Source organism: Vibrio paucivorans, from assembly GCF_054053395.1.
This window is the reverse complement of the sequence record NZ_CM133230.1, coordinates 2378372-2390934: the sequence shown is the minus strand read 5'-3', so window position 1 is coordinate 2390934 and position 12563 is coordinate 2378372. Positions and strand designations below refer to the sequence as shown.

The 12563-nt window shown below is 45.8% G+C and carries 11 protein-coding genes; 9 read left to right on the top strand and 2 right to left on the bottom strand.

The genetic code is table 11. From position 1 onward, the window contains the following. Positions 1 to 51: 51 nt before the first annotated feature. Positions 52 to 864 (bottom strand): uroporphyrinogen-III C-methyltransferase, encoded by an 813-nt coding sequence (cobA, locus tag ACXABW_RS10835; protein ID WP_457522678.1) that lies wholly within the window; start codon positions 862 to 864, stop codon positions 52 to 54. A gap of 410 nt (positions 865 to 1274) precedes the next feature. Between cobA and ACXABW_RS10830 the strand changes: the two genes are divergently transcribed. Continuing rightward, the gene (locus tag ACXABW_RS10830; RefSeq protein ID WP_457522676.1) at positions 1275 to 3752 is read left to right on the top strand and encodes a molybdopterin oxidoreductase family protein; all 2478 of its coding nucleotides are present in this window, start codon (positions 1275 to 1277) and stop codon (positions 3750 to 3752) included. 68 nt (positions 3753 to 3820) lie between these two features. Here ACXABW_RS10830 and nrfA read toward each other — a convergent pair whose 3' ends face one another. Next, positions 3821 to 5251 (bottom strand): ammonia-forming nitrite reductase cytochrome c552 subunit, encoded by a 1431-nt coding sequence (gene nrfA, locus ACXABW_RS10825; RefSeq protein ID WP_252027736.1) that lies wholly within the window; start codon positions 5249 to 5251, stop codon positions 3821 to 3823. A gap of 474 nt (positions 5252 to 5725) precedes the next feature. Here nrfA and nrfB point away from each other — a divergent pair, with 474 nt between their 5' ends. From nrfB to ACXABW_RS10785, 8 genes are all read left to right on the top strand, one after another. Next, positions 5726 to 6313 carry a cytochrome c nitrite reductase pentaheme subunit gene (gene nrfB, locus ACXABW_RS10820; protein WP_265687667.1) on the top strand — a complete coding sequence of 196 codons (588 nt, stop codon included), beginning with the start codon at positions 5726 to 5728 and terminating at the stop codon, positions 6311 to 6313. 1 nt (position 6314) lies between these two features. Continuing rightward, the gene (nrfC, locus tag ACXABW_RS10815; protein WP_252027734.1) at positions 6315 to 7001 is read left to right on the top strand and encodes a cytochrome c nitrite reductase Fe-S protein; all 687 of its coding nucleotides are present in this window, start codon (positions 6315 to 6317) and stop codon (positions 6999 to 7001) included. A 2-nt stretch (positions 7002 to 7003) separates the two neighbouring features. Next, positions 7004 to 7960 carry a cytochrome c nitrite reductase subunit NrfD gene (nrfD, locus tag ACXABW_RS10810; RefSeq protein ID WP_252027733.1) on the top strand — a complete coding sequence of 319 codons (957 nt, stop codon included), beginning with the start codon at positions 7004 to 7006 and terminating at the stop codon, positions 7958 to 7960. Between the two features lie 3 nt (positions 7961 to 7963). Continuing rightward, on the top strand, positions 7964 to 9961 hold the full coding sequence (locus tag ACXABW_RS10805) for a heme lyase CcmF/NrfE family subunit (protein ID WP_457522674.1): 1998 nt from the start codon (positions 7964 to 7966) through the stop codon (positions 9959 to 9961). Then, on the top strand, positions 9939 to 10472 hold the full coding sequence (locus tag ACXABW_RS10800) for a DsbE family thiol:disulfide interchange protein (protein WP_457522672.1): 534 nt from the start codon (positions 9939 to 9941) through the stop codon (positions 10470 to 10472). Before ACXABW_RS10805 ends, ACXABW_RS10800 begins: the two co-directional genes overlap by 23 nt. Positions 10473 to 10489: 17 nt before the next feature. Beyond that, on the top strand, positions 10490 to 10933 hold the full coding sequence (locus ACXABW_RS10795) for a cytochrome c-type biogenesis protein CcmH (RefSeq protein ID WP_457522671.1): 444 nt from the start codon (positions 10490 to 10492) through the stop codon (positions 10931 to 10933). A gap of 131 nt (positions 10934 to 11064) precedes the next feature. Then, positions 11065 to 11523, top strand: a complete 459-nt coding sequence (locus tag ACXABW_RS10790) for a DUF2919 domain-containing protein (protein WP_457522669.1) — start codon at positions 11065 to 11067, stop codon at positions 11521 to 11523. A 97-nt stretch (positions 11524 to 11620) separates the two neighbouring features. Beyond that, positions 11621 to 12523, top strand: a complete 903-nt coding sequence (locus ACXABW_RS10785) for a Dyp-type peroxidase (protein ID WP_457522667.1) — start codon at positions 11621 to 11623, stop codon at positions 12521 to 12523. Positions 12524 to 12563: the final 40 nt, after the last annotated feature.

Genomic DNA, 12563 nt, shown 5'->3' with positions numbered 1-12563 from the left:
AATTACTTATTATTCGAATAATCTTCTGCGCACGCCTGTTTGCGTGTTGCTCTATGCGGTTTTTGCCAACACTGTGCTTGATGGTGTATCTGGTTGAATTTTGGAGTTGAGCTGGTGGAGCCATTGCATCTGTTCAGCCACGCTGACGACTTGGCCAATCACGATCAGAGCGGGAGATTGCACATCGTGCTGATGTTTGAGCTCACTCAATTGGTCTAGAGTGCCGAGGATGTTGCGTTGATCCGACGAGCAACCATTCTCGACTAGCGCTACGGGCGTGTCGGCTGACATACCGTGCTCAATCAATTTTTGACGGATAAGCTCGGTTTTGCTTAGCCCCATATAAACCACAATGGTTTGATTTAATTGCGCGAGTGCTTGCCACTGGACATCGAGCTTCTTATCCGCATGCGCAGTGATGAAGGTACAACCTTGAGTAAGCCCTCGATGCGTTAAAGGAATTTCGGCATAGGTGGTACAGCCTGATGCGGCGGTAATGCCGGGTATGGTGGAAACTTGAATGCCTTTCTGGCTGAGTAGTAACATTTCCTCACCACCACGACCAAATACAAATGCATCCCCACCTTTGACACGACATACGTTTTTACCGGAAAGGGTCAGCTCAACCATAAGTTGGTTAATCTCGTCTTGGGTTTTGCTGTGACATCCTTTTGTTTTCCCTACATATAACGTTTCTGCAGTGGATGGGAAAAGATCGCGTATCGGTTGGCTAACGAGGTTGTCGTAGACAATGACCTCAGCAGACTCTATTGCTCGCAATGCTTTGATGGTTAGCAGTTCTGGGTCGCCGGGACCTGCGCCAACTAGCGTGACTGTGCCGATTTCTTTATTCAGACTTTTCATTGCGTTACTCCTTTAACAGCAATACGTCGTAAACGTGTTGTTTTACCAATCAGCAAGGAGAGTGCCATTTGCAGTTCTATGGAGATGTTTAATTTATATTGTCGTTAATAAACAATGGCTTGTGCTTTTGTTTTTGCTTTGATTAACGTGGGGTTAGGATGTTCGATAAAGCAAAATGTGAGAAAAATGAGCCTTATTGGTGCATTTGAGCGATAACATGGTGCAAATAGAATTTTATTCCCTCTATATATAGTAAGATCATATATACCACTAAAGTAGTATTCGTGATTAAGTTTATGATAAATAAGAATTAAAAATTCGATTATTAATGAAATATGCATAATTTTGGAATTGGCGTATAAGTTGCTACTTAAAGGGAGTTGAAAATAAACAGCAGCAGGTGGGAAAGGATGACACAAGTAAATGATGGATGGATTAAAACAACCTGTGCGTATTGTGGAGTAGGGTGCGGTGTGGAAGCGCGTCCGTTGTCCAGCGGCAAGTTGGAAGTAAGAGGTGACAAGTCACATCCCTCGAATTACGGAAAGCTGTGTACCAAAGGCATAGCGTTGGGAGATACCGTGATTCATGATGGTCGACTGCTCCATCCAACACTCAAAATGGGCTCTCGGACTGAAGCGCTATCTTGGGATAGTGCCACCCAATTGGTTGCCGATAAGTTTACCCAAGCTATCGAACAGTACGGTAGAGATTCGGTGGCATTTTACGTATCTGGTCAACTGCTTACTGAAGACTATTACGTGGCGAATAAGCTAATGAAAGGCTTTATGGGGAGCGCGAATATCGACAGCAACTCGCGTTTGTGTATGGCATCATCAGTGGTTGGACATAAGCGAGCATTTGGCAGTGATACCGTGCCAGTGTGTTATTCCGATTTGGAACAGGCGGAGCTCGTTGTCCTTGTGGGTTCAAACTTAGCTTGGTGTCATCCTGTGCTTTTTCAGCGGTTGCGGGCGGCCAAGCAAGATAATCCAAACTTGAAAGTTGTGGTAGTGGACCCTCGAAAAACGGAAACATGTAGCATTGCTGACATGCACCTTTCTATTGCATCTGGTGGAGACGTGGCATTGTTCAATGGTTTACTTAGCTACCTTGAAGAGAACCAAGCACTCGATACAGATTTCATTGCTGCGCACACTAATGGGTTTAATGAAACGCTCAAAGTCGCCAAGCCTGAAGCAAGCATAGAGCAAAAAACTGGCTTATCGCGCTGTCAGCTCGACGATTTCTATCAGCTATTTAGCCAAACCGAAAAAGTGGTCACCGTGTATTCTCAGGGCGTCAACCAATCAAGCCAAGGGTCGGACAAGGTCAACAGCATTCTTAATTGTCATTTAGCCACGGGGAAAATTGGTAAGGTTGGGAGTGGGCCATTTTCAGTGACTGGCCAACCTAATGCGATGGGCGGCAGGGAAACCGGCGCACTGGCGAACACGCTGACGGCCCATATGGAGTTTGACAATGTCGAGCATCATCAATTGGTGAGTCACTTTTGGCAGACAGATTGCCTAGCGCGGCAGCCAGGGCTCAAAGCGATTGATATGTTTGATGCGATGGCAGAAGGGAAGATTAAGGCCGTTTGGATCATGGCAACCAACCCTATGGTCAGCTTACCGGACAGCAAGAAAATCAAGGCCGCACTAGATGCTTGCCCATTTGTTGTGGTGTCTGATTGCATCGCAGATACAGAAACTAGCCGAATGGCAGACCTGGTTTTGCCTGCACAAGGCTGGAGTGAAAAATCAGGAACGGTGACCAACTCTGAAAGACGAATCTCGCGACAGCGACGTGTGTTACCCAGCCCCGGACAAGCAAAAGCAGACTGGTGGGTTATCAGCCAAGTAGCGCAGAAAATGGGTTTTGGTCACGCGTTTGATTATATACATGAAGGAGAGATATTTTCTGAATACGCTCGGTTGACCACGATAGGTAACGCTCACGGTGAACGTGACTTGAACTTGATTGGTCTGACGCAATTAGACGACAGAGGATACAGTGAGCTCACACCTCAACAGTGGCCGGTACAGAGTATGCAGAGCCAGCCTGTAGAACAAAGGTTTTTCTCGGATGGTCGGTTTTTCACTCCAGATGGCAAAGCGCGTTTTGTGGCAGTGAAGCATAACGATCCCCGCAGCCAGTGCAAGAGCGCAGTGCCATTATTGCTTAATAGCGGGCGCACTCGAGACCATTGGCATACGATGACCCGCACGGGCCTATCGGCTCAGTTAGGCAGCCATGCACCTGAACCTTATGTTACTGTCCACCCTGCCACAGCAGAGCGATATCGGATACAGCCTGATGATGTGGTCGCTATCTGTAACTCACAAGGAGAAGTCCTCGCCCGATGTCGAATAAGCGACGAAGTGTCACCGCAGCAGGTGTTTATGCCAATTCACTGGAATAGCGTGACAGCAAAAAACAGCAAACCTTGCTCGTTGATTATACCCAATACAGATATTGCGTCTGGGCAGCCTGAGTTCAAGCACACCCCAGTTAATATACGTCCGATACGATTTAACAGCTCAGGTTTAGTGGTTTCCAAACAAGTACTGGAGTGTTCTGCGTATGAATATTGGGTTAGGCAGAAAGTGGAAGGTGGGTACTTGTATCGTATTGAATCGATGCTTACTCAGTCAGAGCTGAGCCTTTCTTTGCAGGCGCTAGTTGATCGCACTAGCGCAACGCGGTTAAGCGTACTGTCTCAATCTGGAGGGGCGGCTGATACGATGACGGCCTATGCAGGTGAGGCTTTGTTTGCAGTGGTGTCGACATGTCAGAGCCATAATAAACTCGATGAAGAGGTATTGATTGAAGCGTTTCATTCGCCAGAATCCCATCTGCTGGAAAGTGCCGTGATATCGGCCTAGCAATATTCTATTCGCAACAAAGAAAAGGCCAAGCAGTTGCTTGGCCTTTAAGTGCTTGTCGAGGGCGATTAGTCGTAAGTTGCTTCGCGCTTCTCTGCGGCTTTTTCCCACTCTGGAACAACCGTTTTCAAGAAATCTTGTTTCTCGCTATTCATGGTATCCATGTCCATACCAAGAGCTTGTTGTGCTTTTAGCTTGGTTGAAATATCCGGGATCTCAACAGGTTCTGTAATGCCTTTTTTGGCTAATAAGCGAACCAGTTTAGTTCGAGCATCTGCCGCGCGGTCAACCGCAGTACCCAGTACTTCTAACGCGACTTCTGGTGCATGCATATGTACGCCGTGAGATGCGATTGCATAGTCCCAACGCCACTGCGCATGACGAATGTCTTGTAAGATTGGCTTCATTTCTGCTTCGGTTGCGCCAGCATCCCAAGCCGCTCCAGCCTCAAAGTGAGCAGCTACGATTTGCTTCTCTGCAGTGAGCTTCATGTTAAGTACTTGAGCTTTACGGCTAGAAACAATTTCACGAAGTTGGTCTTTTGACTGAGTATGGCAGTTTGCACAAGTGTCTTCGAAGCGGTCGAATGGGTTGCCCACTTTGTGGTCTGTATAAACGGTACCGTCTTCTTTGGTGACTTTTGGCATATGACAGTCAACACAAGCCACTTTGTTTTTGCCGTGGATACCATCACGCCATGTTTCGTAACCCGGGTGCTGTGCTTTCAACATTGGTGCTTTGGATACTTTGTGTGTCCAGTCTTTGAAGTTGATGGCATCGTAGTACTCTTCCATCTCGCCAACTGTGGTGCCGCGATCCCAAGGGAATTTCACGGACTTGTTAGGGCCTGTGAAGTAGTACTCAACGTGGCACTGACCGCATACAGAAGCTTGCTGATCTAGACGAGACTGCTTTTCAAATGGTTTATCGATCGCTTCAAAGGCACGCTCAACGTAAGGTTTGGCAAGCGCAAGAGCGGGTTCACCTTTTTTGAAGCCTTCACTTCTGGTGTCATGACAATCAGCACAGCCGATAGGGTTAGCAATTTCTTCGCCTAAGCGTGCCCATTTACCTTCAAAATAGCCATCCTCGCCACGTTCATCGATCACACGACCAACGTCTGGGCTCTTACAGCTCCAGCATGCCATAGGCATTGGACCTGAGTTAGCATCTTTGGGTGCGCCTGTACGGAGAGTCTGGCGTACGTCATCAACGGCATAGAAGTGGCCACGTGCCTTGTTATAGTCTTTAGCGAATCCATAGCCAGCCCAGAGAATCACCATATTTGGGTCTTCTGCTAACGCATCTTCTATGTGTTCGCTTTCCGACGTGGCTTTCCACGATTCATATTGGTCTGGGTGGTTCTGTTCATACGCGTCGTTTCTAGAATCGATGCGTTCGGTAGGTTCAGATGCAGCAAAGCTGGCGACGCTGAATATTGAGCTGGTCGCTAACAATAATGCTGCAGCGGAATTTGGTATCCAGTGCAATTTCTTCACAGTGTTGTCTCCATAATTCTGTTGTTATAAACAGCGTTGTGAACTGGCTATACCAATAATAAGAATTAGAGAACTGAAACAAATTGTAATAAAAAGACACTTTTTAAATAACCTTGTAATAGTTATTCATTGTCTTAGATCAATTTGGCCTAGTGATCTATCTCAAATTTAAGTGTATCTACCCCTTAAGGGTTATTTGTGTGCAGGTTTATTTTTAATGAAAACCATTCTCATCAATAACTTAGCAACTATTCACCTATAAGATACAAGGTGATTTAGCTCACTAATTGCTCGATAAAATCTACCCCTAAATAGGCAGATGAGTAATATATAAATATAGCGTTGTGGCTTATCCAAAAATAAGAATTGATCTCATTTGGGGTTTTATTTACTCGACCCCAGAGGAAGTTAATTTTGATCAGTAACTAATCATTTCTATGAGATGTTTTAGCGCTGGTATAAGGAAAGGATAAAATGGGCAATATAAAGTTGGCCATGGTCATAATGCTAAAGTCTATTCTAGCATTCTGCCTTTATGGTTATTCTCTTCATGCCGTTGCCGATACTTCAACCTTGCAGTCTGAAGGCCAATCAGATCGTCATGAAGTCACGCTTATCCGTGACAAGGATTACAAATGTATTCAGTGTCATAAGGATTCTAAAGAAACCCTCCAAGGTTCTCATGGTGAGGAAGCACATAAGATTTTGGGGCGGGAAGTCAATTGTACTGAATGTCATAACTCTATAGGACCTGATCACCGTGAAGGTGCACCGGTTGTGACCAAGTATTCTTCAGCGCAGTCGAAACCCGGCACCGAAAAAGTGTTCATGGATCCTGAGGCGATATTGAAAGCTAACAGTCAGTGTACCGATTGTCATCAGCCAAAATACTTGCAAGAAGACAGCTGGACCCACGATGTGCATGCCAAGAACTTAACTTGTTCAAACTGCCACGATGTTCATGCGAAAAAAGCCAAAGTGTTGGGCTTTGAGCGCAAAGAAACCATTAAGTTGTGTGTGGACTGCCACTCTGATTTTAACCAAAAAGAAGAGGAGAGGTGATATGAGTTGTTCAAGACGTAACTTTTTAACGGGCGCAGGCGCAGTCATCTTTACTACTGGAGTCGCTGGTACAGCGGTGCTGAACAGCCGGAAAACACTGGCAAATGTTGAACAAGATGGCAATAAGCTATACGGAATGATCCATGATGAAACCGCGTGTATTGGTTGTACTGCTTGTACCGATGCATGTCGCGACGTCAATAAGGTACCAGAAGGCGTATCGCGTTTAGAGATCATTCGCAGCGAACCTATGGGTGAGCATCCAGATGTTGAATACCGTTTTACGCGAAAATCTTGTCAACACTGTGAGAATGCACCTTGTGTGATGGTATGCCCTACCGGTGCGGCCTATAAAGACGAAAAAACAGGCATCGTTGATGTTCATAAGGATAAATGTGTTGGCTGTGGTTACTGCCTAGCAGCGTGTCCTTATCAAGTTCGTTTCTTTAATCCAGCTGATGGTTCAGCAGATAAATGTAACTTCTGCCGAGATACCAATTTAGCTCAGGGCAAACTGCCAGCTTGTGTTGAATCGTGTCCTACTAAAGCCTTGGTATTTGGCGATCTTAACGACCCGAGCAGCGAGATCAACGCAGTGCTTAATAACCAGGTGGTTTATAGAGATAAGGTTCACCTAGGAACTAAGCCGAAGCTGTACAAGATTCCTAAACAGAAAGGGGAGGTTTAGCCATGAACGGAGTAGAAAGTGCATTCCAGTTTGACTCTTTAGTTTGGGATTGGATTATTGCGATTTATCTGTTTTTAGCAGGTATGTCTGCGGGTGCGGTGATGATATCTATTTACCTGAAGAGAAAGGTAATAGAAGGAGACCCTGCACAAAATGGCATCTTGAAAGCGACGGCTTGGTTAGCACCATTCGGGATTATTTCCGGTTTGACCATCTTGATCTTTCACCTGACTAAGCCGCTATCGTTTTGGAAGATTATGATCTATTTCAACGTCACGTCCGTGATGTCGATGGGGGTCGTGCTGTTCCAAGTCTACATGGCAGTGTTGTTCGTTTGGATTGGCATCATCTTTAGAAAACAGATCGTTGCATTCCTTCAGGGCAAGTTTGCATTTGTGGACACCTTGCTTGAAAAGTTCGGACAGTTCGAAAACGCGATTGAAGTGTTTCTCGGCGTACTGGCGATCCTACTCGCAGCGTACACTGGGTTCTTATTGTCTGCTCTACAAACCTACCCAATGCTGAATAATCCAGTATTGCCAATCCTGTTCTTGTTCTCGAGCCTATCGTCTGGAGCAGCAGCATGTCTCATGTTCGGCATTCTAGTTTTCAAAGAGCCGGTATCAAGTGCAAGTGTTAAATGGGTGCATGGCTTTGAACGCCCAGTGGTGCTATTTGAGTTATTTGTATTGGTGACATTTTTTACAGGGCTCATCTTCTCGGGCGGACAAAGTGAAGTGGCTGCTTGGAATGCGATCGGTGGAGGTTTTTGGTCGAATTGGTTCTGGATTGGCGTGGTAGGCATAGGTATGTTGTTACCACTCACACTGAATGCAGTTTCACCAAAAGAAGTCCAGCATAACAATGGCTTCATTTTGGTCGTGACGACCTTGAGTCTGGTTGGGGTGCTAATGCTTAGAACCTTCATTCTTTACGCCGGACAAATGACAGTTGTTTAGCCTATGTTAGCAGGAGAGTTAGGCTTAGTAGCCCTGATTGCGGTTGTCGTATTGAGCACCATGGCAAGTGCTCAATACGTTTTACCACGTTGGGCATCTGAACGCTTTGTTCAAACAGGCAAAGATGGTCAATCTAGTGCGAATAGCAAACACTACTTGCTGCCTGTTACTCGAGTGAATGGTTTACTCTCATTGCTGAGTTTAGGTTTACTCGCGACCGCCTTCCTGACCGACCAATTCCAATTGCTGTATGTGGCTGAGCACTCTAACTCTCAACTACCGGTATTTTTTAAATTTGCCGCGGTATGGGGTGGGCATCAAGGCTCCATGCTGTTTTGGGTTATGACTCTATCTGGATGGGCGGCACTGTATTCATTGAGTCGACGTTGTCCATCACAATATAAAGCAGACGTTTTGTGGGTGATGAACTTACTGGTCGCTGCTTTTGCTTGGTTTACATTGCTGGCGTCTAATCCATTTGAGTTTAGCCCTCAGTTTATGGCGGAAGGGCGTGATTTGAATCCAATGTTGCAGGACGTTGGCCTTATCTTCCATCCCCCTTTGCTTTATTTAGGCTATATCGGTTACTCCATGGTGTTTGCGTTCGCTTGTGCGGCACTGATGCAGGAAAAAGTCACTCTCGATTGGTTACCACTTTGCCGTCAGTGGGCATTGGTGGCGTGGGTCTTTCTTACTGGCGGAATCGTATTAGGCTCTTGGTGGGCATACTATGAACTAGGCTGGGGGGGCTGGTGGTTCTGGGACCCGGTAGAAAATGCCTCGTTATTGCCATGGTTAACTGGTACAGCGTTACTTCATGCATTGCTTGCTGCTCAGCGCCAAAAAATGTTGCTGACATGGGTAATGAGCCTCGCTTTTATCACATTCAGTCTAAGCATTTTGGGCACCTTTATCGTGCGTTCTGGGGTGCTGACGTCTGTCCACGCGTTTGCCGTCGATCCGGGCAAAGGTATTTCACTACTGTTGATTTTAGTTGTGATGTTGATTGGCTCATTTGGCTTATTGATTTTTAGGGGAGATAAACTCACCTCCGAGCCGTTGGTGTCAGTGTTCAGTCGCAGTTATCTCGTGTTAGTCGCAATCGGACTGCTTTTGATTGCAACGTTTACGGTGTTTCTCGGCACATTTTATCCCATGGTTTATGAGCTTCTTGGCTTGGGAAGCATCTCGGTTGGGGCACCTTATTTCAATACACTTATCACGCCGTTGTCATTATTGGCTTTAGTTGGAATGGGAGCTGGAAGCTTAGTTAAGTGGCGCAAAGGAGGTTATTGTCGCTGGCAGCAAGTCGTTTGGTTAGGGTTAGTCGCAATTGTCTCTGGGTTATTGGGGTACTTATTTCAGCTTAAGGTGTTCAACTTAGAGATGACCCCAGCTTCCGTTGAGCGAGTTGAACTGTTTGATACGCTGGTTTGTGCGGTGTGGATATTGGCATCTTGGGTGGTGGTCACTCACCTTTGGGCTGGGTTTAAGGCCAACGACAGAAAAAAACTGATTGGAGTGACTTTGGCACATGTGGGAGTAGCAATTGCCTGCGTTGGTGCTGCGATGAACGCGGAACATTCTTACGAAGTAAACCGAAAGCTTGCTCCTAATAAGACCTTTGAGTTCGTTGACTGGCAGGTGCACTATCAAGAAACCCAATGGCGGATTGGCCCGAATTATACCGCAGAAAGGGCGTCGATTTATTTTGATCAGCAAGGCAGTGAGAGCTTTTCGCTTTTTCCTGAGAGGCGTCATTATCCAGTTAGGGTGATGAACATGAGTGAACCTGCGATTAAGATTTTCTGGCATGGAGATTACTACGTTACCCTAGGTGAAAAAGTGGACAGCCAATCCTATGCAGTGAAGGTTCAGTACAAAGCTGCAATTCGCTGGGTTTGGTTTGGCGCTTTATTAGGTATGCTCGGGGGAATGTCGGTTGTTATACTGCGGCTAAAACAAGAGAGTGGTGTTTATGAGCAAGTCGAAAGCACGTAGCTTTTGGATATTGGTCGCAGTGACACTTAGCTTCGCTGCGATAGTCATGGTTGGACTCGTTTCTCAGCAGCAAACTAAAGTCCATGCGAGTACGGTCGCGAGTTTTCCAAGTTTTACGTCAACGAGTTTGTTAAACAGCAACCGTACTTTAGATGAAAGCACGGTCGTTGGTCATGGCTATCAATTGGTTAATGTGTGGGCATCGTGGTGCGGCATATGTAAGAGTGAGCACCAGTACTTACTCGACTTACAAGCTAAAGGGGTTCCTATTGTAGGCCTGAATTACCGCGATTCAGAGCATGCGGCAAATCGTTACTTAACTCAGGCGGAGAACCCATTCCGAGAAGTTATTTTCGATCCCAAAGGGCTATTAGCAATAGACTTGGGAGTGGTTGGTACACCAGAGACCTATCTGGTCGATAATGAAGGAAATATCGTGTTAAAGCATAGCGGACGGCTGACTGACAAAGTTTGGCAGCGATATTTTTCCTCTTACTTTGTCAGGCTATAAAGTGGCTAGGAATTGTTATGATCCAATCGGTTAAATTACTGTGCGTTATAGTGGCGATGATGGTGTCATGTACGGTGGTTGCCAGTGAGCCGGACTTGTTTGCGCCAGCGAGCAAAGAAGTGACTCAACAAGTGGAGCTATTCGAGTTTGATACGTCTCAACTACAAAAACGAGCGATTGAGCTAGCGAAAACTCTACGTTGCCCGCAGTGTCAAAACCAGAATTTAGTTGAATCAAATTCACCGATAGCCAAAGATCTGCGTTTGATTGTATTTAACAAAGTGAATGAGGGCGAAACGGATCAGCAAGTCATTGACTACATGACAGCGAGGTATGGCGAGTTTGTCCTGTATAAACCGACTTTCTCTGCGCAAAATGCTTTGTTATGGGGGCTACCTATGCTTGCTTTGTTGGCTTTCTTTTTCCTTTCTTGGCGTGAGATCAACTCGCGACGTGCCTAGGTACATGTATTACCTTGTTTGCGAACCATGCAATTCTCGCTGAATAAGCTTCTGAGGTTATTTGGGTATACATCGCTAATTTGATTGCGTTACAGTGTCGACAAGATATTGAATCAAAATAGTGAGCGACTGTGCGGTACGCCATCGAACAATACGATAAACACGGTTTTCTGAAAGCACCTAAATGGTTGTGGTTAGGTTGGATTTTTTTAGCCAAAGCTTGGGTTGTGTTCGTTGTTGCAGGGGCCAGCCGAGACAGTGGCTCTAAAATCCTTTCTATTGTTTATCCTGATCATACTATGCTGTATTTGGGCCTTGCGATGGGCTTACCAAGTATGGTGCTAATGTGGCTTTTCAGTTTGAGAAATCCGGATCGAGCGTGGCTCAATAGAGTCGTGAGTTGGGGCGGGGGGATAACTTTAGCTACCTCAATCGCACAGTTGATACAAACTTTGTATCATGTCTATTTAGATAACGGTGCTTTCAGCTGGGCTAATGGTGCTACCATGTTATTGCTAATGTGGTTTGTGCTCTACTTGACGAAAAGTCGTAGTGTAAGTGACTGCTTACAAACGCCTCCAGACGTTTAAAGAAAAGTTGTCGCTGGGCATGCCCTAATGATCGCAATCAATATCCATCAATAAAAAAGTATTACACTGAGCAAAAATAAAAGTGAGGAATCATCCTATGTCTCAACCTCAGAGCGCTATCCTGCCAGAAGCAGGTCCGTTTGCCCAATATACATTGCTTAAAGTGAGCCAAAATGCGCCACAGGTACTTGAACAGCTTCAATTATTGCCTGCTTTGGTCGAAGAACTAAACCAAACCCAGCCGGGTGCTGAGCTTACGTTATCGGTCGCATTTACTAAAGCATTTTGGCAGCAGCTTGATGTGGCTATGCCTAGTGAGCTGATTGATTTCCCTGTATTGGGAGAAGGTGAGGTTGTAGCGCCAAGTAGCGATGTCGATGTACTGATTCACTGTCACTCTAACCGACATGACTTGCACTTCTACCTACTGCGTAAGTTCTTCGCGCAAGTCGCGGAAGACGTAGCCGTCGTGGATGAGACATACGGCTACCGTTATTTAGATTCTCGTGACATGACTGACTTCGTCGATGGTACAGAAAACCCGAAAGATGCTCAGCGTCGTGAAGTGGCTCTTGTCGCAGATGGAGAGTTTGCTGGTGGCAGTTATGTCATGGTTCAGCGCTTTATCCATAACTTACCTTCTTGGAATCGTTTGAATGTTTCTGCTCAAGAGAAAGTGATTGGCCGTACCAAGCCAGATTCCATTGAACTGGAAAATGTACCAGCAGCTTCGCATGTTGGGCGAGTTGATATCAAAGAAGAAGGAAAAGGGCTTAAAATTGTCCGCCATAGCTTGCCATACGGCAGTGTAAGTGGTGAACATGGCTTATTGTTCATTGCTTACTGCAATACTTTGCACAATTTCAAAGCGATGCTCGAAAGCATGTACGGCGTAACCGATGGTAAAACTGATCAGCTTTTACGTTTCACTAAAGCGGTAACTGGGGCCTATTTCTTTGCTCCATCCGCTGACATGCTTGCGCAGCTTAAACTGAAGTAACCCTTTATCTCTATTAAATAAAAACCGAGCTCAATGAGCT